This window comes from Colwellia sp. E150_009 (assembly GCF_053543955.1).
Window position 1 is genome coordinate 48,410 of sequence record NZ_JBHFOM010000020.1, and the last position, 24,646, is coordinate 73,055.

The window sequence follows — 24,646 nt, forward strand, 5'->3', positions numbered from 1 at the left end:
CAGTTTGCAATTAATTTTTATTAAGCACGGCAAGGGTCAAGGATGAAATATTATAAACAATCTCTCTCTTTTTTAACTTTTCAATTTATCCTCACTCTTTTTGTTTTTTTTAATGTTTCCGCTTTTGCTCAAAAAAATGCTAATTTTAGTCAAATTCAAAGCAACATAAATTTTACCGAAGCAGAACAGACATGGCTAGTCTCACATTCGTCGATAAACATCGCAGCCACTTCTGATTGGCCCCCTTTTGAATATAAAGCTGAACTAAATCAATACAAAGGAATTAGCGCGGAAATACTACAACTTGTACTTAAGCGTGTAGGCCTTAGTGCAAATATAGTGTTAGATTCATGGAGTGTACTTTATCCTAAACTTAAAACGGGTAAGTTACATATTTCGCCTTCTATGACTCCATCTGATTTAGGGAGAAAAAAATTACTTTTCACCCAACCTTATATGGAAACTTTAATCGGCATTTTTGTTAATCGTGGCAATCAACAAGTGTCGGATATGCAAAGCTTGTTAAATAAAACCATTGTCTTAGAAAAAGGACATTATCTCACGGATGTTATTATCAGGGATTTTCCACAAATTAATATTACACTTGTAGACAGTACTTTGTCAGCATTAACGCTAGTAGTAACAGGTAAAGTTGATGCTTATATAGGCAATAATTTTGTAGGTGAATATTTCACAAGCAAGTATTTTCCTAACCAACTTAAACTAGTTGGCGTATACCAACAAGCGCCAATAGGCATGGCCTTCGGAGTTACAAATACAGAACCACTTCTCTTGTCAATATTGCAAAAAGGGCTAAACACCCTATCAACTGAAGAAATAGAAAATATAAGAAACAATTACCTGAAAGCTTCCACTGACTATATTGAATCATTCAAACTTACACAAAAACAAAAAGATTGGTTGGCTGAGCATAAAGAAATTCGTCTAGGTGTTGATCCTAACTGGTTACCATTTGAAGCTATATCCCAACAGAATGAACATATAGGTATTGCTTCAGAGTATATGAAATGGATCGCACAACAGCTTAATATTAAAATGTCACCAGTGAAAAGAGAGACCTGGTCTGATGTGATTAAAGCTCACGACAAAGGAGAAGTAGACATATTCCCAGCCATGACTCCTTCCCCTGAACGCGCTAAAAAGTATTTGTTTACTCAAATATATCAATCTGTGCCTATGGTACTTGTTACTCGGCAAGAGGCTCACTTCATAAATGGTTTAGAAGATCTGACGGGTGAAACTGTGGCTGTTGTTGATGGCTATGTTTCTGCCGAAACCTTAAGTCGAGATTTTCCTGATCTGAGTTTAAAACGTTATAACACCATAACTGAAGCTCTTATTGCAGTCAGTGATGGTCAAGCTGATGTAGCTTTCGATACCTTAGCCGCCACTACTTATAACATCCGCAGTAGCCATGTAGAAAATCTAAAAGTTGCTGCAACCACACCTTATCAATTTAATTTAGCTATTGCGGTGAGAAAAGATTGGCCAGAATTTGTTGAATTATTGAATGAAACGCTATTAACCATTCCAACTGAGCAAAAACGATCTTTCTATGACCAATGGATAAACGTTAAAACTGAACAAGAGTTTGATTGGACTCGACTCTGGCAAATCGTATCTGTGGTTATTTTTATCGCATTACTAATTGTCTATTTTATTAGCCGAACCAACCGAAAACTACGAGTAGAAGTAGATGAAAGGAAACGGGTTGAAAAAAAATTAGTTGACATAAAATGGGAATTACAAAATATTTTTGATAATGCTCAAGTTGGCATTATGTTATTGCGTCAAGGTGAAAAAATAGAAAGATGTAATGATTGCTTAGCGACATTACTTGATTTCAATACTCCCCAAGATATTCTTGGGTTAGAAGCAAAAAATTTATTTGTTAATATAAAGCACTATCAAGATTTTAAGTGCCAAATTAAAAACCAATTAAAACAAGGGAAAAATGTTAAATATCAACAGCTATTGTGTACAAATACAGGGCGTGAAATTTATTGTTCATTATCGGGGAAAGCACTAGATTCTAATTATCCTCCAGATTTAGAAAAAGGTATATTATGGATAATTGATGATATAAGTGTTCGCTATAAAGCCGAACAGGAACGCCAAAATCAAATTCGTTTTCAGTCGGCTTTAATCGATACCATCCCCAACCCGATTTTTATTAAAAATCCTCAAGGTATCTTTATTGGTTGTAATAAAGCTTACGAACAAGCCTATGGCATTGACAGAAAAGATATAATTGGTAAGTCGGTGTTGGACTTGGACTATATACCATTAACAGATCGTCAAGCCTATCACAATGAAGATTCCTCACTATTAGCCACAGGAGGAGTAAAACATCATGAATTGGTTCAACGGTTTGCTGATGATAAAGACCATCATGTATTGTATTGGGTCAACACCTTTGATTTAAGTGACGGAAATAGAGGAGGATTATTAGGTGTCATTGTGGATATTTCTGATTTAAAAGAAGCCCAAGCTATCGCAGAACTAGCTACTCAAGCAAAATCAGACTTTTTAGCCAATATGAGTCACGAGATCAGAACACCAATGAATGCTATTTTAGGCATGTCTCATCTAGCTTTATGCACAGAGTTGACAGCTAAACAAGAAGACTATTTACTCAATATAGACACTTCAGCCAAAACTCTATTGAGAATAATTAATGACATTTTAGATTTTTCTAAAATTGAGGCTGGTAAACTCACCTTTGAAAAAACCAAATTCTCGGTGGAAAACGTGCTGCAAGATATGGCTAATTTAGTACAAATGCAAATAGAGAAGAAGCAACTAGAGTTAGTATTAAATATACATGCAAATGTTCCTCAATATATCAATGGTGACCCGCTTCGTTTAGGCCAAATTCTACTAAACCTAGTTAATAATGCAGTTAAATTCACCGATAAAGGGGAAATTGAAGTACAAGTATACTGCGAGCAACGTTCAAATAAGTTAACTACCCTTAAATTTAGCGTTATCGATACTGGTATAGGGTTGAATGAGGAACAAACCCAAAAGCTTTTTAAATCATTTTCACAGGCAGATGCATCTACTACTCGAAAATACGGCGGTACAGGCTTAGGGTTAGCCATATGTAAACGCTTAGCTGAAATGATGAATGGCGAAATTGGTGTCAATAGCAAAGTTGGCGAAGGCAGCCAATTTTGGTTTACTGCAAAATTTGAGAGTGTTGAACAGCAAGAATATTGGCCGCTACATGCAGAAGATTTCAAGAACCTTAGAATATTAGTTGTTGATGATAATCAAACATCTAGACAAGTTTTAAGTACCACGCTAGCACAATTTGGCTGCGAACCAACGGTTGTTAAAAGTGGTAAAGAAGCATTAATAACGTTAAAAACTTCTTCTCCCTTTGATTTGGTGTTAATGGATTGGCGAATGCCTGAACTTAATGGCATTGAAACCAGTCGTTTGATACAGGCAGATCCTAACATCAACTCAATTCCACGAATTATAATGGTGAGTGCATACAATAATGAAGATGTAATAGAACAAAGCAAAGCGGTAGGTATTTCAAGTTTTTTGTCAAAACCAGTTAGCCCTTCAACTTTATTTGATTCAATGATTAGTATTTTTCATGAGTGTCAATTGAGTTCAGGACTCAGTAAAACAGCCCACCTAAAAGCTACACAAAAAAATAATCAAAAAAGCTTAGCTGGCAAACGTATTTTAGTTGTAGAAGATAATGAAATTAATCAGCAAGTTGCAAAGGAATTGCTATTACAAGCGAATGCCTTTGTGACTTTAGCAAATAATGGTAAGGATGCACTTAACAAATTAGATATAGATATGTTTGATTGTGTTCTGATGGATATTCAAATGCCTGAAATGGATGGATACGAGGCAACACGTGAAATTCGTAAACACAAAAAATGGGATAGTCTTCCTGTTATTGCTATGACTGCCAATGTCATGGCAGATGATAGAGAAAAATGTTTTGCTGCAGGAATGAACAAGCATATAAGTAAACCGATCGACCCATCACAGCTATTTTCTACTTTAATCAGTATATTAACAGATCAAAATATCAATGATTATCAAATGGATATAAAAGTAGATAACAAAATGAACATACCTGATTTACCCGGTTTTGATGTTGAAACTGCCTTATTACGTGTTGCAGGTAACAGCAGTACCTATTTGCAAATTTTAACCAAGACTGTAGAGGATGAAAAAAACACGGCTGAACAATTACAAAAAGCAATGGCTCAGCAAGATTGGTCTACGATAGAATTTCAGCTGCACAAATTAAAAGGTATTGCGGGCAATATTGGCGCAAGACACTTATATGAAACTATTGAAAAAGCAGAGCAGTCAATTAGAAATAAATTAGACACTAAAGCCCAGATAAAACGAGTGATAGAATTACTTGTACAGACATTGGAGACAATCCATTCTGCGGTAAGGAATGTACCAGAAATAATTCATACTGAAAATATTGATGTACAAGGGTTGCTTACTAAGATAAACGAACAAATTGATAATTTTGATGTAGAAGCCATGGATACTTGCCTACAACTTCTTCAACAAACAGAGTTAACTCACAACCCATCATTAAAACACCTGTATAGTGCATTACAGAATTATGATTATGAAAGCGCTAAAGAAGAAATTATTACTATATTATCAAATATTCACATTGCTATTCAAAGCCGAGATGAAAAATGACCAATATTAGAAAAATTATTCTAGTGGTAGATGACACGCCCAGTAACATTAATGTTGTGAAAAGTGTGCTAAATGATAAATATTCTATAATGGCAGCCATAAATGGAGCGATTGCTCTGAAAATTATGGAAAAACAACTTCCTGACCTAATATTATTAGATATTATGATGCCTGATATGGACGGTTTTCAAGTTTGCAAAAAATTAAAAGAAAATTTATTAACCAGAGATATTCCCATTATATTTTTAACCGCTAAAGCTGATATAAAAGATGAAGCAAAAGGCTTAGAGTTAGGTGCTGTTGATTATATTACTAAACCAATTTCACCCGCTATTTTAGCAGGACGCGTTAAGAACCATTTGGCTCTTAAAGATGCCCGTGAACAACTCACAAAACAAAATTTGATATTAGAACAAAGAGTTGCTGAACGTACTCAACAAATGGAAGAATTGCAGGACGTGGCAATGGTGTCTATGGGCGCATTAGCTGAATCTAGGGATCCTGAAACAGGCAATCATATTCGACGAACACAGTACTATGTTAAACTTATTGCGGAGGAATTAAGAAAATTAGACAAATTTAAAGATTTTCTTACTCCGCAAAATATAACCATGCTTTATAAATCTGCCCCCCTGCACGATATTGGTAAAGTAGGCATACCCGATAGTATCTTGCTTAAGCCAGGAAAGTTAACTGACGATGAATTTGAAATAATGAAGCTACACTCGACTTATGGGCACGATGCTATTGAAGCGGCAATTAACACAATGCATACTAATAATAACTTTTTACGTTTTGCTAAAGAAATTGCTTACGGTCATCATGAAAAGTGGGATGGTAGTGGTTATCCATTAGGTTTGTCAGGAGATGATATTCCATTATCAGCTCGATTAATGGCATTGGCCGATGTTTATGATGCATTAATCAGTAAAAGGGTATACAAGCCAGCTTTTTCTCATGATAAATCAGTGGCAATCATTCTAGAAGGGAAAGGTAGTCATTTTGATCCTGAAATTGTTGATGCATTTATGCGCATTCAACAGGCATGCTATGAAACCTCGCAAAAGTATGCTGATGTAGACTAAGTTACTTAGTCTCGGCTTTGAAATTTTTAATTATTTGCTAAACGAAAAGGTGTTATGTCTGAATCACGCTTAGTATCAGCCTAGATTGCTGATAAAAATCAAACAGTTAACGTGCTTGATTGTTCAGGCTAATAACAGTTGTGCGCTTAAAAAAGATGATTGCTTATTACATAAAAATTAGGTGTAATAGCTGGGTAATAAACGCTGAGTGATGCAGGGATAGTTCAAAAGTGATGGCAACTCTACTAAATTGGCTTGATGTAACTGACGTTACAAAAAGCAAATTCCCATAGCATAAATAACACCAACTCTGACACACCGAGCAGGTAGTGACTTAGTCCAACAAGGCTTTAAAGTCGGACTCGTAACAGTTGGCTACGTTTCGCTTCGTTACACAATTTTAGCCAACCATTACTTTAGCCTGTTAGTAAGGCTTGTTATATTTACAAAGAGGTTTGATGCAGTTTTTCAACATTAGTTGCATAAATACAGATTTTGGTATATCCCGCGTATCAGGTGATTGGTGCTTTAAAAAACCTGAAGTTGAAAGCATCAATATTAAATCAGTTGAAGTCATGGGAACTAATGGCTGGGTTTTATTAAATCAAACTAACGAAAGCAATTCTCAATTAATTAATAATTTACTGCCACTATTTTTGTCACATTTACTTTTAAAAAACAGTGCGGTGTAAACGTAAATATAACAATAGGTGTCGCGCAGCCGACACCTTATTCGGGTGTTGAACAAGCCCGAAGCCCTACTTATAGTGTAAATAGTGATTTTTTGTTGAAGGGATTGCAAGCCATGACTTGATCGCAAGACGCACGAAGTTAAGACGTAAAATATCGTGATTTTCGTCGGTGTACATTTGATCATAGATGTTGAAGCTCGCAGGTGCAAACGAGTTTACTCATTTGTCTAGTTCACTTCTGCTTTTTGGCTATAAGCAATCATTAAGATTACTGAGTGAATATCAGATAAAGTAACTGATATTCAGAATAAATTTAATGGCTTGTGCCTCGTTCATAATTAATCTTGTTATAAACATTATATTTACCCGAGGGTTTATTCATTGGAATACGCTTAATTTCTTCTAGCGTATTAGCATCATAAACAATAACAGCACCATCGTTATCCCAAATACTCAGGAGTACATATTTACCATCTTTGGTAAATTCTACATGAGCCGCTGTTTTACCTGGCGCTGGCGCGAGTGTTTTTACAATTTCAAGGGTATCTTTTTTAATTATATGTACTTTTTCTTTATTGGGACCAAAGAAAACGTCAGCCCAAGCATAAGGTGATTTACTGTGACTACGCATAAAGAAACCAGGCCCTTCTGTTTTTATTTCTTTTATTACTTGCCAATTTTCCATTTCAATCACTGTTATTTTGCCTTCCTTAATATTAGGTGATGCAAAAACTGCTTTACCTTGATAATCCCAAGTAATACCTGATCCTAAATGTGGCATGCCAGTAAGCTCAATAGTGGATACTTTTTTCTTAGTATCAAGATTTATTACTTGACCATTGTGGCTATTCCGCGCAGTGCCAATAAGATTAATGTAGTCAGGATCGAAGAAAAAATCATCTAAATAATCCTCAGTTTTAATACGTCGGATTGGAAAGGCATCATCACTTTTCCAATTTTCAACTTTACCTTCACCACCATCTTTACGGTAATCGTGTGCCCAACCTTTATAAACTTCAACTCCTCCTTTATCGCTATAAGGTATTTCCCAAACTTCTTTAACGTCTTTTAATGCAACAATAAAACTATGTCGTGGTGGTGCATTATATACAGCACTAACTCTTGAACTTATACCTTCGCTGTTTTTGGTTTCAACCATTTTTATTGGTGATAAATCTTTGGTATCGAGAATGACAATATTATGAGGTAAATAATTACCAACAATTGCATATTTTCCATCACTTGATACGGCTAAATTACGGGTGTTAATTCCCGCTCTTATCTCTGAGACAATTTTCATATTGTAAATATCATATTTACTTATCCAACCATCGCGCGAGGCAAAATAGACAAAGCGTCCATCAGGCGAATACTTAGGGCCACCATGTAAGGCAAAGCGAGTTTTAAAACGAGTTATAGGCTCAAATGTGTCTCCATTAAGTAAAGTTGCACTGTGATCACCCAGTTCAACCACAATAAACAGGTTCATTAAATCGGCGTCAAATTGTGGTTTGTTAGGTAATTTACTCTGATCAAAATGTTGAATATTAGTTGCTTTAATATCGGCCATTGTCCATTCTGGCAGCTTTTGTGCGGGTGTATAAATGTAATCAACCAAGCTAGCAATTTCCGTTTTCTTTAGTATTTTGTTAAATGCTGGCATTTGCGTTGCTGGACGGCCATGCTGAATAACACCTGTAGCTTTGGTTTTTCTTAAGCGCGATAAGTTTTCAGGAAAAAGAGCTGGCCCCATTGCCCCTAGCCTTCCTACGCCATGACAAGATTGACAATGTTGTTTATAAAGTTTAGTTGCATTGGGCTCTTTGTCTGAGGCTGTCACGGAAAATATACTCAAAGAGAGTAGTAAATAGAGTGCTTTTTTGACTACGAAGAACTGTTTCATACTCATCCTTACTATGCTATTTTTGCTTGTGAATCAATGGTGTTATCCGTTTGAGACGTGTAATTTTTTGCATTTAAAAATCCTGGCGTAGCCAACTGCTCTGTAGTTAGTTGATTCACCACATCACCAATAATAATCAACGTTGGTGGTGTTATATTATGTTTTTCAACAAGCTCAGCTAAGTTGCCTATAGTACCACGGTAGGTTTTTTGTTCTGGCTGTGTTCCTTTACGAATTAAAGCGGCGGGTGTATTAATATCTCGGCCGTTTTCTACTAGTTTTTCTGCAATTTTAGGCAGCGTATTAATTCCCATGTAAAACACTACGGTTTGAGTTGGACAACATAAACTTTGCCATGGCAAGTTAAGTAACCCATTATTTTGGATGTGACCCGTGATAAAGGTACACCCTTGTGCCACACCACGATGGGTAAGCGGAATGCCAGCATAAGTAGTACAACCTGATGCCGCTGTAATGCCTGGGCAAACGTGGCAGCTAACACCATGTTCGAGCAAATATTCAGCTTCTTCGCCTCCGCGACCAAAAATAAAAGGGTCCCCACCTTTAAGACGTAATACTTTTTTACCTGCAAGAGCTTCTTCTACTAAAATTTCGTTGATACGATCTTGGGGAACACAGTGTTTAGCTTGTTCTTTTCCTACATAAAAGCGTTCACAGTTGTCAGGTAACAATGCTAATATTTCGTCACTGACTAGTCTGTCGTAAATAGCAATTTCGGCTTGTTGAATAAAACGCATGGCTCTAATTGTTAATAGTTCAGCATCGCCGGGGCCAGAACCCACTAAGGCGACTTCGCCGTTATTTAATATTGATTTTCCCCGCGCGGTTATTTTATTAATATTCATAGAGGGAAAGTTGTTTAATGAAGTTGTTGATGGTGTAGTCATGTTCTTGCCTTTTTGCTTTTAGCCTTTTTTATTTGGCTGTGTTGCTTAATTAGTTACTTAGCACGGTTATACTTCAATAAATTGAATGTTTTTTTCTTTGTTGTTCAATGTGCCGTAAAACCTTGAGGACGACTCTATAATGCCAATTTCATCATCTTCTAAGTAACAACCTGGATCTTCTGCCCAAGCGTCTCCAGATTGTGCAAAAGCACGGGTACGAGTATTTCCTCCACAAATACTCAAGTAATTACAGGATGCGCAACGTCCTTTTACTGGACGAGGGCTCTGTCTAAAACCTAACATCAATGGATCTTGGGTATTCTTCCATACGTCAGAGAATTTTTCTGTTTTGACATTACCAATAGGGTGGTTCCACCAATAAGTATCGGGGTGAATGGTGCCAGTATTGTCTATGTTGGCAACATTAACACCGCTAGCATTTCCGCCCCAGTTGACTAACCTTTGCTTTAAATTAGCAATTGCTTCTGGGTGTGTTTTGCCGAATTTTTTATTTGCCCATTGTAATAAAAATGGGCCATCAGCATCGTTGTTGCCTGTGACGAAGTCTGTTTCTATTCCCTGTGTAATATGTGACCAAGCACGTTCATATAGCAATTCCATCGCATCTTTTGTCATTTTGAACATAGCGTCATTTTCAGAGCTACGCTTGCCACGGCCTGAATAATTAAGATGAGATAAATAGAACTTATCAACGTTATTATCTTCCATTAAGTTTAACATTGCAGGCAAATCTGCAAAATTTTCTCGTGTCAAACACAGACGCATGCCTACTTTTATTCCTGCTTGTTTACACAGCTTAATAGCGTGCATAGAGGTTTTAAAACTGCCTTTTTGACGGCGAAATTCATCGTGAAATTCTTCTAGTCCATCAATACTAATGCCAACATATTGATATTCTGCAGCTTTAATCGCTTCTATATTGTCTTCATTAATTAAGGTGCCATTGGTTGACAGTGCAAGATAAAATCCTTTTTTCTTAGCATACTCTGTAATTTCATAAATATCTGGGCGAAGTAGGGGTTCGCCTCCTGATAAAATTAACACAGGAACTTTCGCAACTTTTAAATCATCTATTGTATTTTTAATTTGTTCAGTGGTTAGTTCATCTTTAAAATCAATGTCTAATGAGGTTGAGTAGCAATGTTTACAACGTAAATTACATCGACGTATAAGATTCCAAATAACGACAGGGCCAGGCATTTTTCTAGCGGCGCTTACGGGTTTCAAGTCCGTTAAATCATTATGTAATGTGGTTAATAATTGCGATATTCTGAACATATTTTCCTACCTTGCTGGCGATCGTAAAAATTTATTTTTTTAATCGTAAGCCTGTTTTTTTCAGTATTTGAGTACTTGTTAACATATCATTACTTTTAGTAGGTCTATTTTGACCTGAATCATGGTTGCGTTGTACTAATACAGCATTTAACAATTCTTTGATCTGGCTTCGGTACTTTTCTATTTCTTGTTGGTTTTTACCGTGCACCATGGCAAATAAATTGTAATTCCAGTGCGGGAGATGACGAGGTCTTTCATAACAATGACTAACAAAGGGAAGTTTGCCAACACGTTGACCAAATTCTCGAATATAGTTATCGTCCACATCCCAAACTGTCATACCATTATATTTATAACCAATTCTGTAATGATTTGGCACTGCAGCAATACGGCGAATAATTGCTCTTTGCTGTAAACTTGTTGTTAGCTTTAATACTTCTTCAACACTAATATTTAGCTTTTGTGCAATAACATCATAAGGGCGCTCTACAATAGGAAGGCCTTTTTGAGTGGCTAAAATGTATTGTTTTTCTAAAGGTGTTAATTCTTTAGACGGGTAAGTAGAGACCGACATAAAACTCCTCCAGTTTTGGTGTGTTAAGTACTGAAAGTTTAGTTGTTTCTTCAATCGCTAAGATAACCTCGTCAATTTCAGCTTGTGATTCTGTGCCGATGACAAACCACATATTAAAGGTATGGTCTCGTCGATAATTATGAGCAATTTGTTCAAAGCTATTAACTTGTTCCGTAACTTTTTCAAAGTCTTCTTCTGGTACACTAAGTGCTGCTAATGTAAAAGCGCCACCTAAACAGGCAGCATCAAACATTGGACCAAAACGCGTTAGTATTTTACTAATTTTCAATGCTTGTACGTGATCAATAACTTCTCTTTCGCTTGTAGTGATCCCTAAACTATTCAGGGTTTGAGCAATTTCAGCAAACGGGCGTTCACAAACAGGGAACCCCTTTTGAAGTAGGTTGATTAACCCTTTATCTAATTCAGATAATTCGCTAACTTCGGTTGTGGCTGCTTTATCCATGAGCATTGCTTACCTTTGTTTTTACGTTATTACTTTGATGATAACTAGCGCCTTTTTGCTTATAAGCTTTAAAACTAAAAAGTATATCTTTTTCAATATGGCCTAAAGATAGTTCCTGTGTAAGCGCTTCAATTTGTTGATGAACTATCGTTTTATCTGTGCCGTGAATCATACAAAATAGATTATAAGGCCAATCAGGTAACCTACGTGGACGGCGATAGCATAAAGAGACTTCTTCTCTTTTGGCAAGTTTAGCAGCTATGTTATCAACCTGCTCACTGTCAATGTTCCATACCACCATGGCGTTGGCGTTATAACCTAGTTTCCTGTGCTTTATTACTAAACCAAAACGTCGTATTAAACCAGTGTGTTGCCAATTAGCTATTTGATTTAATACTTGTTTCTCTGTGGCATTAATTTTTTTTGCTAGTTTACTGTACGGTTGCAAATGTTGTGGCAGACCTGTTTCTATTAACTTTCTTAACTGCAATTTTTTTATTTCAGGTAGTGAATCTGGTTCAGCAATTGCTTTAGTGTTGGTATTGCCTTTATTGTGTGACAAATCATCCTTAATTTTTTCACTAGCTTTACCTGTAACATTAACAGCAAAGGCGAGATCTAAATGGTAAGAGGCTTCCATTGGCAGTATTAATATTTTTAAGCCCGTTAGCAGCTCTATACGTATTAGAACTTGATTAAGCGCAATAGGGTCGCTAGCAGTTACTACAAACCATAGGTTGTAATTTGTTTTATTAAAGTGTGACCCACGGGCATAGTTATGATTAACTTGTTCAAACTGGTTAACAATACTTGCAATTTTATTGAGTTCTTCCTTTTTTACGGCTAAAGCCGCTAGCGTGCTAGCCCCAGCTTTTTTATGATCAAATACAGGTCCAATACGTGAAGTAACGCCTAAAATATCTAAATCAAGAAGGGAGTTAAATACACTGTGCTCAGTTATTGTTTCATCATGATTATAAGGTAAGTTAGCACTATTTAACTTTTCTGCCATGGCAAGATAAGGGCTACTGCATAAAGGAAAGCCTTTTTGAAAATTATTAATAATATCTTGCTGTAACTGCGTCAGTTTCATTTTGCTATGTGGTATTTTTTGTAATGTTGCCATGTTTATAGCCCTATTTGGTGAGCTCGATTGGTAAAAAAGATACCACTCGGACTTTTTGACTCTAAGGTTTTTAGCAGTGTTTGTGTTTGAGTGTCGTATATTTGTATTTCATTGCTATCACGAACAGACATCCAAACTTGCTCTCCTCGGGGGGTAAACTCCATGTGTAGCACAGCTGGCCCAGGGGTTAGGGTTTTAACTAATTCGAATGTTTCAGTATTAAATACTTGAATAGTATTATTATCAGGGTAAGCAAAGTTGACCCAAATTTGACGATTATCGGGTTGTGCCATAACAAAAATTGGTTGGCTATGTGCTGGAATTTCAGCTACTTTTTGCCATGTTTTGGTGCTAACAACTAATACTTTATGTTGACCCACGGCAGGAACAAAAGCAAAATCTCCTGCGATAGTCCAACCTTCAAGGTGAGGCATTTTGTAAACAGGTAACTTTTGCTCGCCTTTACCATAATTTTTTAGAATGCGCGTAACACCTTTTTCAAGATGCCATAAATCAAGTAGTGCCATGCCATCTTCACCAAATAGCCCTGCAATATAATATCTACCATCGCCGCTAATGAGCGCGTCATACGGGAATAATCCGATATCTTTAAATTTTGTTAACTGCACTTTTTTGCCATTTGTAATACCTGAAAAATCAGCAATCCATATTTCATGACTATCAAATAAGCTAAAGATAAATTTATTGTTAGGGGCGTCGACTAAACCAACGACTTTTGAGCGAACAGGGCTGCCGTCTTTATTTTTAGGCTTGGTTGTTAAAATTGAACTGTCAATTGTTGCCACTAATTCAAGCGTTTCACTGTTAAATACTTTAACACCACCTGGCGTGTAGTTTGAAACGGCGACTAATTTACCATCTTGACTAATCGCTCCTCCTATACTGTTACCAGATTGTATAACTCGTTTAGTTATCTTATCTTTTAGTAAATCAATTTTAGTTAGCCCGCCATCGCGGCCAAATACGTAGGCATAGCGTTGATCACGTGAATAGACGATGGAGGCATGTGATAAATCACCTAGGCCACTTATTTCACTGACAATTTTTTTATCTGTGTGATCAACAATTTGAACTTGCCCAGTAGCTCGTTCAATAATAACCCCCATATCGCCTGTTGCGCGTAGTTCAACTTGTGGGGCTTTTTCGCTTATAGCGCAGGCATTTAATAAAAGACTGAAAAGACTAATGCCAACGAGTTGAAAGGTATAATTTGTCATAGTAGATCCCTAGTTATCCTTATTGTCATTTATGTTATGAATATTACCTTGCTTTAATTGCTCAGCAATCCATAAGGCTTCTTGTTCGGTTAATAATGTTTTCCATGGCGGCATTGCCGTACCAGAACGGCCATATAAAATTGTATTTTGAATAAATAAAATAGATTTTTGTTGTAAGTTTTCAGCAAGTAATGCGGGACCTAATCCTCCTTTCAATGTCATACCATGACATGAACCACAATCTTGTTTTACTATGTGGGTTAGTTGAGTTTTTCGGGCTTTAGACAGCGAGCTTTCACTGGCATAGCTTTGTTTAACTAGGGTGAAGATGGCAAGCAATATCACTGATATACAGTAAGCACCTTTAGTTTTTGAAATGCTCATGTTAATAATCCAAGTGCTGTTATTTATATAAGTTGAGTTTACATAGAAGTTGATTGTGATTTTTTGCCCAAGATCATCTTTATGAAATAAAGAGCATGCCAAAAAGGATATTTATTGATTTAAATCACATCATTCACAAAAAGGTGGAAAATATCACAGTGAGGCTTGATAAGAGTGAGGTGATAAATTTTCAATATAAAATTATGATGTAGATCTGTTTTTTTAAATATAGGTTAGTCTCTGAAGTAAAGTTGTTGTCTCTTTTGACATAGATCACAAAGTTGTTTTCTGTTTGCTTTATAAATAGCGCAATTGTTTATAAAAGTTTAAGACTAATAGGTCCTCAAAATGTTCAATAAATCGTTATTAACTATGGTGCTTGCTAGCGTACTATTGCCGAGCACTCATAGTGTTGCTGAAGATGATGTTGTTCATCAAAGTATTGATGAAAATATAGAAACTTTGGTTGTTATAGGTAAAGTACCGCGTAAAGTACAAGATGTTATTGGCGCTGTTTCTGTAATAAATAGTAATACCATAGATAGACAGTTAGCGCATGACATTGCGGATATACTAAGGTACGAAGCAGGTATCAATATGATTAATTCTGGTAGTCGCTTTGGTGATTCTAGTATTGCCATTCGCGGTATATCAGGTAACAGAGTTGTCACAGAAATAGATGGTGTACCCGTTGCTGAGCAATTTAATGTGGGTGAGTATTCAAATTCAGGTCGCAATTATCTTGATCCTGAATTAATTAAGCAAGTTGAAATATTACGTGGTCCAGCTTCAAGTACATACGGTAGCGACGCCATTGGTGGTGTGGTTAGTTTTGTGACAAAAAAGCCGAATGATTTATTAAGCGAAACAGATAAAGAGTTTTATGTTGGCTTAAAAACAGGTTACTACTCTATCGATAACAGCAAACTTATTTCATTCAATACTGCTTTTGGTAATGATACCTCTAGTGCATTAATTTCAGCGTCTTATCGAAAAGGTAATGAGCTAGACAGAAATTTGACCGCTGATATTCGTAGCGACATGCAAGATAATGAGACGAAATCTTTGTTAGCAAAATACTATTTCTCTATTTCTGATACGCAAGAGTTGAGTATTACTTATGATTATTTCAAACGAGAAGCAGACAGTGATCTGCAATCTTTACTTGGCATAGGGCGCTTTAGTACAACCGTTAATTTATTAGCGGATGACGAAACAAGCCGTGAAAATATTGCGATTAATTACGATTTTGTTCTGGATTCTGCCTGGTTAGAAGGTGGGGTTATACGTTTGTATAATCAAAGTAGTGATACAGTGCAACTTACAGAAGAATATCGAAATTCACGTGGTACAAATTATCGTTATGACCGTGATTTCTATTTTCAGCAAGATGTACAAGGTTTACGATTAAACTTTTATACTCGCGTTAATTTATCTTCTTCAACCCACCAAATTGGCTATGGACTAGAATATAGTAAAACAGACATTATAGAGTACAGAGATGGCTTACAAACAAATATTGATACAGGAGATTCAACCAATGTTGTTTTATCAGAAAACTTTCCTTTAAGAGATTTTCCTATTAGTAAAATAACCGAGTTAGGGATTTATTTTAATGATGAAATAGCCATCGATGGTACAAACTTCACTATTATTCCCGCCATTCGTTATGATAAATATGAATTGTCTCCATACAAAGACAGTATGTATTTAGAAGACAATCCAGACCAAACAGTCGTCTTTATTAATGAAGAAAGCTTTTCACCAAAACTGGGCGTTGTTTATCAGCTAAATAATAATTCTCAACTTTATGGGCAATATGTTAAAGGCTTCAGAGCGCCACCTTTTGAAGATGCTAATATTGGTTTAGATATCCCCTTAATGAAAATGCGAGCTATTCCAAATCCTAATTTAAAATCAGAAAAAACAGATGGGTATGAAGTAGGGTACAACCTAACAACTGACCACCATAAGGTTGATATCGTCGGTTTTTATAATAATTATGATGACTTTATTCAAACCAAAGTTAATCTAGGGTTTAATCCTGTTTTAGGGCGTATTATCTTTCAATCTCAAAATATTGATAATGCTAGAATCTACGGAGCAGAATTAGGTTATAAATATAATGATCAAGGTTTGTTCAGTACTAATGACAGCTATAGCGCTTATGCATCTATATTTGTAAGCAAAGGTGAAAACAGAGACACAGATCAAGCAATTAATGAAATTGAACCTAATCATGCATTCATGGGGTTTGAGTGGTTAAATAGTGATGAGTCAGTGTCTGTTGCGTTACATGCAAACTTAGTCGCAAGTAAATCGAATATTGCAGATAATAATGCGGCTGACCCTGAATTAGCATTAGCAACTACTGCAGGGTATGCAACTTTTGATGTTATCGCGAATTATCATGTTAATAAACAACTTACTATTGCGGCTGCTATTAATAATTTAACAGATAAGCAATATTGGCTTTGGTCTGATGTAAATGGGCTTGCAGCGAGCGACCCGTTATTAACTACAATGGCAGCACCAGGGCTCAATGGCTCATTACAATTTAAATATACTTGGTAACATTTTTAATTGATAGATTCACAAAAATAAAACAGCCGATTCATAGATGTTATTGATGGGCTGTTTTTTTACGAAAAAATTTACACCTTCGGTTTTATTGACCTCGATCAACTTGTCTTACTAATAATCAAGATTACTTTTAAAATTTGATCTAAATCACATAATTAGATCGCAAATAAGCAGATAGTAACATTTAGAAACATTTGGTGCCTGTTTACAATGCAGGAACATGAATACACAAATACAACACGTAAACAAAATAAACTCTGGAGAGTAACTGATGAAACATATTAAACATAGCCTTTCAGCACTTGGTTTAGCTATTGGTATGGCTGCTGGTGGAATGAGCTTGTCAGTGTCGGCAGCAGAGCCTACGCTGTCTGAAGCTGATTATGAGCAAGCAAAACTACAATACTTTCAGCGTTGTGCTGGTTGTCACGGAACATTACGCAAAGGGGCAACAGGTAAAAACCTAGAACCTGAAAATACCTTAAAAAAAGGTCAACAACGTTTAGAAAAAATTATTGCGTTGGGTACCGAAGGTGGCATGAATAACTTTGATGATCTGTTCACTAAAAAAGAAATTGCTAACATGGCAACTTTCATTCAAATGGAACCACCAGTACCACCAGAAATGTCTTTAGAGCAAATGCGTTCTTATACTAAAGAATACGTAGCACCAAAAGATTACCCAACCAAGCCAATGCATGGTTTAAATTGGGAAAACTTCTTTGTAGTTATCGAACGTGATGCAGGTACAGCAGCAATTGTTGATGGCGACACTAAAAAAATCGTTACTCATATTGATACAGGTTACGCGGTACATGTAATTAAAGGTACTGAACATCATAAAGTTGAACATGCAAAAGATGTAGGTCGTTTTTGGTACACCATTGGTCGTGATGGCAAAGTAAACAAAATTGATTTATGGCAAAAACCTGAAAAAATGTTAGTTGCTGAAACTAAAATGGCATATGACGCCCGTGATATTGCTGTTTCAGGTGATGGAAAATATGTAATTGCAGGTGGTTACTGGCCTGCGCATTTTGTTATTATGGATGCAGAAACGTTGAACCCACTTAAAGTTGTTTCAACTCGAGGTTATAACACTAAAGGTGAATTTATTAATGAAGCACGTGTAGCGGCTATTTATACTTCACCAAATACATCATCATTTATCGTTGCTGTTAAAGAAACGGGGCAAATGTTACAAGTTGATTACAAAGACTTAGACAATTTAACTATTACCAGTATTGCATCAGCAGAATTTTTACATGATGGTTTCTTTGACCCAACAGGACGTTACTTCCAAATCGCAGCTAACGCATCAAATAAAATGGTTGTTGTGGATACCAAAGAGCGTAAGTTAGAAGCAATGATTGACGTTGATTCATTACCACATCCTGGCCCTGGTGCAAACTGGATTGATGAAGAGTGTGGTCCTGTTGCGGGTACTACTCACTTAGGTATTGGATTAGTTTCTGTTTGGGGTAATGATCCTATGGGACATCCAGATGAAGCGTGGAAACTTTGTTATGAAGTAGAAACTGATGGCGCGGGTGTATTCATTCGTACACACGAAACTTCTCCATACGTTTGGGCTGACCAATTGAAACACCCTGAGCCAGAAGTTCAACAGTCAGTACAAGTTTTTGATAAGAAAACTCATGAAATTGTTAAAACTATCCGTGTAACAACAGAGCCTGGTAAAGCAGCACTTCACATGGAATTTAATAATGATGGTAGTGAAGTTTGGGTATCTGTGTGGAACCGTAAAGATGCGAAAAACCCAACAGGTGAAATCGTAGTTTATGATGCCAAAACACTGAAAGAAAAAGCACGTATTAAAGGCTTAACTACACCAACAGGTAAGTTTAACGTGTATAACCGTTCACATCATAAAACCTAAGCAATAGCTTAGAATAGGTTGAAGCTTTGTGAGGTAGCATTTATTCAAATAAATGTCTCACACCGAAGTACAGCCTATGTTTATTAATAGGACATGACGAATGTCATGTCCTATTTTTAAGGATAAAGGATATATAGGCAAGTTACTTTACGTCAATGGTATTGAGGAGAATACAAAGTTGCTTGGTTATATAGACCCAGACTCTGTTATGGAAATAACAGGATATTTGATTAAACCATCACGAGTCATTCGTTCGTAGGAATCAGCATGACAAATAACATAAATAAAAAACCGAGTTTTTGGTCACGAAAACTAATACTTGGCACTACCATTTCTAGCGCAGCTATCTTCTTTATCGTAGGTATTATTTTTTGGGGAGGCTTTAATACAGCAATGGAAGCAACCAACACTACAGAATTCTGTATTGGTTGTCATGAAATGGAAAATAACGTATATCAAGAATACAAACCTACCATTCATTTTAATAACCGTACGGGTGTTCGTGCTGGTTGTCCTGATTGTCATGTACCAAGACCTTGGATTCATAAAGTAATTCGTAAAATAAAAGCTTCACGAGAAGTCTTTTTCTGGTTAACGGGTAAAATTGATACGAAAGAAAAGTTCAACGAACATCGTTTTGAACTGGCACAAAGTGTTTGGGCTGCAATGAAGAGCACTGACTCTAGAGAGTGTCGTAACTGTCATAACTTTGAATCAATGAATCCTGAGTTTCAAAAACCTCGTGCGCGTAAACAGCATTTAAATGCTTTTGAAACAGGGCAAACGTGTATTGATTGTCATAAAGGCATAGCGCATCACGGTGTGCGTGACCAATTGTCTGATGAGGCGTTAGAAAAACTAGAAGCGCCTAATCCTGCTTATATTCGTGAGGTTCCTCAAGAGTATAAAGATGGTTTAGCTCGAATTGAAGCGAGAGAAGCCGAAGCTGCAGCGCTTGAAAAAGCAAATGCTATTGCTGAAAAAGCGAAGATGGAAGAGAAGGTTGCTGCTGCTGTTGCTGCTGCTTTAGCTGAAACAGGTGGTGCTAAGGCTGTTACCTCTGCTGATAAGGGTACAACTAGTGCAAAAGCTAGCAACATTAACGTTGACTGGAGTAAAGCTAATTCAACAGATATTGGTGTGTTTTATCCTGGAACTGCATCATTAGAATGGATTTTAGGACGTAATCACGGTGGTAAACGCGCCTTTACAAAAGGTGACCGTTGTATTGACTGTCATGGTAAAGAAATTGCTGATATTGGTAATAATATTGTAACAGGTGAAAGTGAGAAAGAACTCGAGCCAAATGTTATTCCTGGTAAACGCGGAAGCTTTGATGTGACTATTGATGCAACCCACGATAATGAAAACCTTTATTTAAGATTTAGTTGGGCTGATGGTGAACATGCAGCTGTACCCTTTGTTGACGGCGGTAAAATGGATCCTGAAAATCCGATGAAACTGGCCTTTATGCTAGCAACTGACGACGTTGAATATGCTGACAGAGCTGGTTGTTGGGGCACGTGTCATGCAGACGCTAATACAATGCCATTTGCACCAGAACAAGCGGTATTAAAAGGCTCTGATTTAGCTGAACGCTTAAATCTAAATTCAGGTTCCGGTGTGACTAAGTACTTAACCGAAACACGCACCAAGCTAGAACTTAAAGGACGTGGCGGTAAAGCGCTAGGCGGTTGGGATAAGCTTAAAGATGAAGCAGCAGTGAAAGCCGCTCAAGATGCTAATAAATTTATGGACATTGTACGCTATAAATCAGGTTCTGGTGAAGTGGAAGACGGACAGATCTTAGCCTCACGCGATATGCATGCTGGTCAAGGTGCTGAAGTTGAAGCGTCACTTAAAAATGGTACTTGGTCTGTGGTTGTTAAGCGTAAACTAAAATCAGACAAAGCAGGCGATGTTAGTCTTGAATCAGGTAAAGTTTATAACTTTGGTTTTGCTATACATGATGACTACTCAAATGCACGTTACCATCATGTATCATTTGGTTATAAACTAGCGCTTGATAATGATAAAGCTGAAATAAACGCTAAAGCTCAATAAAAGTTAGAGTAGAATAAGAAAGTGATAAAGTTGCGGATTTTTAATAATCCGCAACTTTTTTTCTTATTTAATTCAGATCAAAATGTTTTATGATTTTTATGCTAGTATGTCGTTATTACTTACGATAATAGATCATAGAATATGAAAACTTTTAAAGAATTACTGGCACTAACACATGAACAAGAACAACCTCAACGTTTGATGTTTTTATTTGCTAATGCAGAGTCGAAAAACCCCAAAAAAAGCAAAAAACATCAACAAGGTACAATTGAACCTGTTATGTGTGTTGATAAGCTACCTGAAGAATTAACCACCTTTGCAGCACTAAAAGCAGAAGCTGATTCAATAGAGAAAAACTGGAATTTTGTTTTTATCGCTAGCCTTAGTGGTGAAAATGGAATGACCCCAAGCGCAGATGACGCCGAACCTTTCTTAAATAAAATGGCAAATGATGTACAAACTGGTAATAATGTAGGTCGTTATGTTATTTATGACAGAGATGAAAACCCGATAGAATTAGAAGCTAACTAGCAACATTTAATTGCTTTAAGTTTATCGATGTAAATTACAAATATGAGCAAACCCAACACCTCAACGGCAATGAAACTGCTTATTGAGCAAATAAAAGAAGCTTTACCTTTTGAAAAACCTGAACATGAAATATGTGAAGGTAAATGCGTTGGGTGTGCGAAAAAAATGTTGGAATACATGGGAAGCGAACTAGATCATTACCAATGCCAATTGGATAATGGCGAAATTCCTACTCTAGGTGAACTTAATGATTTGGCTCGAATTGCCAAAAAAGTTCACCGCAATATGGTAAAAAATGATCTAGTATAATTCATCAATTTTCTATTTTTGACGTGAATGCCTATGTTTTTTAAAGTAAAAATATAACTAGTTTATTCACTTTAATTCGTGTTCAATAACGTACTCTTATAAAAATCCACCTTAAATCACAGAGTAGATATTTGTATTATTGATTAATAGTATTACAATCGTTAGTCGTTATATTTCAGAGTGAAAGTCAGGATGTGGTGAAAATGTTTATCGGTAACAATAAAAGCGTAATCACGCCTTGTATAGGTCAATGTGACATAGATGAAAATGATGTTTGTATTGGGTGTTACAGATCATCACAAGAGATCACTGACTGGATGAATAAGTCGGAAGATGAAAAAATAGAGATAGTCATACGCTGTAAAAAAAAGATAGCGTTGAAACCCCAATGAATAAAAATAGTACATGCTTTTATGTTGGGTGGTGCTAGAATTCACATTGAATGCTCGATTATTTACCTATATTTAAACGAGCTTTTAGCCGCTATCGCGGTGCTAGTCTAAAGTATGCAAACAAAATGTTGCTTTAGCGTTATTGAGGATGTGTGGTGAATATAAGACCTGAAATAACAGTCTCATCATTAGATGCAGATAGGTTATATAATTTAATTGAATCGTTGCCTGCGGGAACTTTTGCAGGAAAAAAAGAACTTGAGACTGAACTTGAACGAGCCAATATTGTTGAACCAACTGAGGTTCCCTCAACAATAGTGACAATGAATTCAACAGTAAGCTTTATTGTTGACTCTTCTCAAGAGGAGTTTGAGTTAACACTTGTTTACCCAAAAGATACGGACAGTAGTGGTAAGAAAATATCAATTCTTGCCCCCGTTGGTAGTGCCTTGCTTGGACTTTCGAAAGGTGATCAAATTGAATGGCCTAAACCAGGTGGCGGACTAATTAAAGTGACCATTAAAGACATAACATTCCAACCAGAAAGAGCGGGTGAATTCCACCGGTAAAAACAAGGAAATCAACTTTGTCAGTTATATATCTAAACCATTTTAATTGATGCCTTACCTAAAGACTTTTCTAATTTTAGCTAAATTTTGCATTTTTAAGTGGTTTGGATATAAAGAGCTTATCAAGGCTTTATTATTGTAAGTTATTTAAGTTTGGAGAGAATATGTCATATGAAATTTTAGTGGGTTTAAATGTACTTGATAAAAGTAAATATGAAGAATATAGAGTGGCAATGAAGCCTATTCTTAGCCAATATGAAGGACGTTTTGGTTATGATTTTCATGTGTCAGAAGTTTTAATAACTGAGAAAAATAACGATATTAATAGAGTATTTACAATTAACTTTAGTAGTAAAAATAATATGGAAAACTTTTTTTCTGATCAAAATTATTTAAAAGTAAGAGAAAAGTATTTTAATGCTTCAGTAGGAAGTGCAATAAGGATAGCTAGTTATGAAAAAGTTGATTAAGTTAGTGAAATAACAAACGGTTAATAGGTTATTTATGGATTATTGGCTCAAACTAAATTTAGGTGATGCAATGCTTGCCAGTGAAGCTCTGTCAACTATTGAAGCGCATTTATTGCATGTGTATGAAATAGCAAGTAAACCAGAAAATTTACTTGCTATTTATCGACATGAATCACAGGGACTGCACTGCAGTGTTATTGTATACATAACCGAAAGCTTTCAACAACTTGCAAAACTAGAGAATACTATCACTTGCCAGACACCAGCCTTAAGTGATTCTGCCTTTTTAGCTGGCGATAAGGCATGTTTTAATCGGGGGTAAATACTTGATAACTACAGACATACTAAGAGGCTTTTAATACTGCAAATAAAATAGAGCCAAAATCAGTTTATTTCAATTGAAGTGCTGGCTCCTGAATGGACAGTGACTAGTTTGCAAGTTTAGCTGATTCTCGTTGTACTAAGAACGCCCTAATTTCATCGCGAGAGCTGAGTATATGTTGTTTGAGTTTTGCTACAGCGTTATCTATATCGCGTGCTTTGCAAAAGGCTAATAACTCAGCATGCTCAGGACCTGCTTTTGAAATACCACCTGCCCATAATAAGTGCATGCGAATATAGCGGTCAGCATTTTTATTTAAAATATTTACTAAATCAGTGGTTTGAGGTCTTTTAGCACCAGAGTATAAACAATTATGAAATTCTGAATTTAGTTCACTCCATGTATTTGCCGCATTTTCTTTGCCTAATGCGCTATCGAGTTTCGTTAAAATCTCGGTGGCTTGGACTAATGCTTCATCGGAAATATTGATTAAAGAGGCTGCAAGTAAATCACCTTCAATCATGGCTCTTAGCTCAAATAATTCATCTACTTGATCCAAATTTAACGCGGTAGCGCTGGCACCTTTGTGAGGTTCAAAAGAAACTAAGCCTTCGGCTTCAAGCTGCAATAAGGCTTCTCTAACAGGTATACGGCTAACATTTAACTCTTCTGCTAGAGCAGCTTGACGTAGTGGTTGCCCCGCGATAATTTCACCACTCAATATTTTTTCACGTAAAATTTCAACAACGAGTTGGGTGCGAGTTTTGTATTCAATTGCCATTATTTTATGCCATTATTATTGCAATTAAGCAAAATTGCTTATTTTATACAATTCATTATAAAGAAATTAACAATGAAAAAAAGGGTTAAATAAATATCACATTCAAATTTTAGATAATATCGTAAGTCAGTGTCGTTACATAAAACTATACTTAGATGATGGTAAAGCTTGCTAAGCAGGTACAATAATGAGTACACTGTTTATTATTAAGGGCTATCCACTTAGCCCGACCTATGTCAATATGTAGTAATGCTACAGGATTCAAATTTACTTAAATCGGGTATTGATTACCCCAACAACTGGAACCAATTCATAGATTGGTTTCATA

21 protein-coding genes and 1 pseudogene are annotated in these 24,646 nt (G+C 36.2%); 13 read left to right on the forward strand and 9 right to left on the reverse strand.

The window, feature by feature from the left end; translation table 11 throughout:
* The first annotated feature begins 42 nt into the window (after positions 1 to 42).
* The 3 genes from ACE1OF_RS10645 (at position 43) to ACE1OF_RS10655 (ending at position 6,499) form a co-directional block, all read left to right on the forward strand.
* Positions 43 to 4,722: a response regulator gene (locus tag ACE1OF_RS10645; RefSeq protein WP_448894382.1), complete on the forward strand. Its 4,680-nt coding sequence runs from the start codon at positions 43 to 45 to the stop codon at positions 4,720 to 4,722.
* Positions 4,719 to 5,807 (forward strand): HD-GYP domain-containing protein, encoded by a 1,089-nt coding sequence (locus ACE1OF_RS10650; RefSeq protein WP_448894384.1) that lies wholly within the window; start codon positions 4,719 to 4,721, stop codon positions 5,805 to 5,807. Before ACE1OF_RS10645 ends, ACE1OF_RS10650 begins: the two co-directional genes overlap by 4 nt.
* Before the next feature lie 458 nt (positions 5,808 to 6,265).
* Positions 6,266 to 6,499 carry a hypothetical protein gene (locus ACE1OF_RS10655; protein WP_448894386.1) on the forward strand — a complete coding sequence of 78 codons (234 nt, stop codon included), beginning with the start codon at positions 6,266 to 6,268 and terminating at the stop codon, positions 6,497 to 6,499.
* A 313-nt stretch (positions 6,500 to 6,812) separates the two neighbouring features.
* On the opposite strand, the gene ACE1OF_RS10660 is transcribed toward ACE1OF_RS10655, so the two are convergent.
* From ACE1OF_RS10660 to ACE1OF_RS10695, 8 genes are all read right to left on the reverse strand, one after another.
* A complete protein-coding gene (locus ACE1OF_RS10660) occupies positions 6,813 to 8,402 on the reverse strand; it encodes a cytochrome D1 domain-containing protein (RefSeq protein WP_448894388.1) in 1,590 nt (529 codons plus the stop codon).
* 11 nt (positions 8,403 to 8,413) lie between these two features.
* Positions 8,414 to 9,310: a uroporphyrinogen-III C-methyltransferase gene (gene cobA / locus ACE1OF_RS10665; protein WP_448894390.1), complete on the reverse strand. Its 897-nt coding sequence runs from the start codon at positions 9,308 to 9,310 to the stop codon at positions 8,414 to 8,416.
* Positions 9,311 to 9,376: 66 nt separating this feature from the next.
* A complete protein-coding gene (gene nirJ, locus ACE1OF_RS10670; protein ID WP_448894392.1) occupies positions 9,377 to 10,609 on the reverse strand; it encodes a heme d1 biosynthesis radical SAM protein NirJ in 1,233 nt (410 codons plus the stop codon).
* A 31-nt stretch (positions 10,610 to 10,640) separates the two neighbouring features.
* Positions 10,641 to 11,183 carry a siroheme decarboxylase subunit beta gene (ahbB, locus tag ACE1OF_RS10675; protein WP_448894394.1) on the reverse strand — a complete coding sequence of 181 codons (543 nt, stop codon included), beginning with the start codon at positions 11,181 to 11,183 and terminating at the stop codon, positions 10,641 to 10,643.
* Positions 11,158 to 11,649, reverse strand: coding sequence for an Lrp/AsnC family transcriptional regulator (locus ACE1OF_RS10680; RefSeq protein WP_448894396.1), 492 nt, complete (start codon positions 11,647 to 11,649; stop codon positions 11,158 to 11,160). Before ACE1OF_RS10680 ends, ahbB (ACE1OF_RS10675) begins: the two co-directional genes overlap by 26 nt.
* The gene (ahbB, locus tag ACE1OF_RS10685; RefSeq protein WP_448894398.1) at positions 11,642 to 12,775 is read right to left on the reverse strand and encodes a siroheme decarboxylase subunit beta; all 1,134 of its coding nucleotides are present in this window, start codon (positions 12,773 to 12,775) and stop codon (positions 11,642 to 11,644) included. Before ahbB (ACE1OF_RS10685) ends, ACE1OF_RS10680 begins: the two co-directional genes overlap by 8 nt.
* 2 nt (positions 12,776 to 12,777) lie before the next feature.
* Positions 12,778 to 14,013 (reverse strand): cytochrome D1 domain-containing protein, encoded by a 1,236-nt coding sequence (locus tag ACE1OF_RS10690; RefSeq protein WP_448894400.1) that lies wholly within the window; start codon positions 14,011 to 14,013, stop codon positions 12,778 to 12,780.
* 9 nt (positions 14,014 to 14,022) lie between these two features.
* Entirely contained in the window at positions 14,023 to 14,397 is a 375-nt protein-coding gene (locus ACE1OF_RS10695) for a c-type cytochrome (RefSeq protein ID WP_448894402.1), read from the reverse strand.
* A 348-nt stretch (positions 14,398 to 14,745) separates the two neighbouring features.
* Here ACE1OF_RS10695 and ACE1OF_RS10700 point away from each other — a divergent pair, with 348 nt between their 5' ends.
* The 10 genes and pseudogenes from ACE1OF_RS10700 to ACE1OF_RS10745 all read left to right on the forward strand — a co-directional run bounded on the left by ACE1OF_RS10700 (position 14,746) and on the right by ACE1OF_RS10745 (position 23,537).
* Complete coding sequence (locus ACE1OF_RS10700; protein WP_448894404.1) at positions 14,746 to 16,971, forward strand: TonB-dependent hemoglobin/transferrin/lactoferrin family receptor; 2,226 nt, start codon at positions 14,746 to 14,748, stop codon at positions 16,969 to 16,971.
* A 280-nt stretch (positions 16,972 to 17,251) separates the two neighbouring features.
* Positions 17,252 to 18,880: a cytochrome D1 domain-containing protein gene (locus tag ACE1OF_RS10705; RefSeq protein ID WP_448894406.1), complete on the forward strand. Its 1,629-nt coding sequence runs from the start codon at positions 17,252 to 17,254 to the stop codon at positions 18,878 to 18,880.
* A gap of 267 nt (positions 18,881 to 19,147) precedes the next feature.
* A pseudogene (locus ACE1OF_RS10710) lies at positions 19,148 to 19,699 on the forward strand (NapC/NirT family cytochrome c); the annotation flags it as partial.
* A gap of 3 nt (positions 19,700 to 19,702) precedes the next feature.
* A complete protein-coding gene (locus ACE1OF_RS10715) occupies positions 19,703 to 20,944 on the forward strand; it encodes an ethylbenzene dehydrogenase-related protein (protein ID WP_448894424.1) in 1,242 nt (413 codons plus the stop codon).
* A gap of 141 nt (positions 20,945 to 21,085) precedes the next feature.
* A complete protein-coding gene (locus ACE1OF_RS10720) occupies positions 21,086 to 21,475 on the forward strand; it encodes a ribonucleotide reductase subunit alpha (RefSeq protein WP_448894408.1) in 390 nt (129 codons plus the stop codon).
* A 42-nt stretch (positions 21,476 to 21,517) separates the two neighbouring features.
* On the forward strand, positions 21,518 to 21,784 hold the full coding sequence (locus ACE1OF_RS10725; RefSeq protein WP_448894410.1) for a hypothetical protein: 267 nt from the start codon (positions 21,518 to 21,520) through the stop codon (positions 21,782 to 21,784).
* Between the two features lie 203 nt (positions 21,785 to 21,987).
* Positions 21,988 to 22,176, forward strand: coding sequence for a DUF1289 domain-containing protein (locus ACE1OF_RS10730; RefSeq protein ID WP_448894412.1), 189 nt, complete (start codon positions 21,988 to 21,990; stop codon positions 22,174 to 22,176).
* A gap of 155 nt (positions 22,177 to 22,331) precedes the next feature.
* Positions 22,332 to 22,745: a nucleoside diphosphate kinase regulator gene (rnk, locus tag ACE1OF_RS10735; protein WP_448894414.1), complete on the forward strand. Its 414-nt coding sequence runs from the start codon at positions 22,332 to 22,334 to the stop codon at positions 22,743 to 22,745.
* 164 nt (positions 22,746 to 22,909) lie between these two features.
* Entirely contained in the window at positions 22,910 to 23,215 is a 306-nt protein-coding gene (locus ACE1OF_RS10740; RefSeq protein ID WP_448894416.1) for a DUF1330 domain-containing protein, read from the forward strand.
* 34 nt (positions 23,216 to 23,249) lie between these two features.
* The gene (locus ACE1OF_RS10745; RefSeq protein ID WP_448894418.1) at positions 23,250 to 23,537 is read left to right on the forward strand and encodes a hypothetical protein; all 288 of its coding nucleotides are present in this window, start codon (positions 23,250 to 23,252) and stop codon (positions 23,535 to 23,537) included.
* A gap of 106 nt (positions 23,538 to 23,643) precedes the next feature.
* On the opposite strand, the gene ACE1OF_RS10750 is transcribed toward ACE1OF_RS10745, so the two are convergent.
* A complete protein-coding gene (locus tag ACE1OF_RS10750) occupies positions 23,644 to 24,318 on the reverse strand; it encodes a GntR family transcriptional regulator (protein WP_448894420.1) in 675 nt (224 codons plus the stop codon).
* Positions 24,319 to 24,646: the final 328 nt, after the last annotated feature.

Coding starts and splice junctions, on each gene's coding strand:
- ACE1OF_RS10645 (WP_448894382.1), top strand. CDS start 43: ATGAAATATTATAAACAATCTCTCTCTTTTTTAACTTTTCAATTTATC.
- ACE1OF_RS10650 (WP_448894384.1), top strand. CDS start 4,719: ATGACCAATATTAGAAAAATTATTCTAGTGGTAGATGACACGCCCAGT.
- ACE1OF_RS10655 (WP_448894386.1), top strand. CDS start 6,266: ATGCAGTTTTTCAACATTAGTTGCATAAATACAGATTTTGGTATATCC.
- ACE1OF_RS10660 (WP_448894388.1), bottom strand. CDS start 8,402: ATGAAACAGTTCTTCGTAGTCAAAAAAGCACTCTATTTACTACTCTCT.
- cobA (WP_448894390.1), bottom strand. CDS start 9,310: ATGACTACACCATCAACAACTTCATTAAACAACTTTCCCTCTATGAAT.
- nirJ (WP_448894392.1), bottom strand. CDS start 10,609: ATGTTCAGAATATCGCAATTATTAACCACATTACATAATGATTTAACG.
- ahbB (WP_448894394.1), bottom strand. CDS start 11,183: ATGTCGGTCTCTACTTACCCGTCTAAAGAATTAACACCTTTAGAAAAA.
- ACE1OF_RS10680 (WP_448894396.1), bottom strand. CDS start 11,649: ATGGATAAAGCAGCCACAACCGAAGTTAGCGAATTATCTGAATTAGAT.
- ahbB (WP_448894398.1), bottom strand. CDS start 12,775: ATGGCAACATTACAAAAAATACCACATAGCAAAATGAAACTGACGCAG.
- ACE1OF_RS10690 (WP_448894400.1), bottom strand. CDS start 14,013: ATGACAAATTATACCTTTCAACTCGTTGGCATTAGTCTTTTCAGTCTT.
- ACE1OF_RS10695 (WP_448894402.1), bottom strand. CDS start 14,397: ATGAGCATTTCAAAAACTAAAGGTGCTTACTGTATATCAGTGATATTG.
- ACE1OF_RS10700 (WP_448894404.1), top strand. CDS start 14,746: ATGTTCAATAAATCGTTATTAACTATGGTGCTTGCTAGCGTACTATTG.
- ACE1OF_RS10705 (WP_448894406.1), top strand. CDS start 17,252: ATGAAACATATTAAACATAGCCTTTCAGCACTTGGTTTAGCTATTGGT.
- ACE1OF_RS10720 (WP_448894408.1), top strand. CDS start 21,086: ATGAAAACTTTTAAAGAATTACTGGCACTAACACATGAACAAGAACAA.
- ACE1OF_RS10725 (WP_448894410.1), top strand. CDS start 21,518: ATGAGCAAACCCAACACCTCAACGGCAATGAAACTGCTTATTGAGCAA.
- ACE1OF_RS10730 (WP_448894412.1), top strand. CDS start 21,988: ATGTTTATCGGTAACAATAAAAGCGTAATCACGCCTTGTATAGGTCAA.
- ACE1OF_RS10740 (WP_448894416.1), top strand. CDS start 22,910: ATGTCATATGAAATTTTAGTGGGTTTAAATGTACTTGATAAAAGTAAA.
- ACE1OF_RS10745 (WP_448894418.1), top strand. CDS start 23,250: ATGGATTATTGGCTCAAACTAAATTTAGGTGATGCAATGCTTGCCAGT.
- ACE1OF_RS10750 (WP_448894420.1), bottom strand. CDS start 24,318: ATGGCAATTGAATACAAAACTCGCACCCAACTCGTTGTTGAAATTTTA.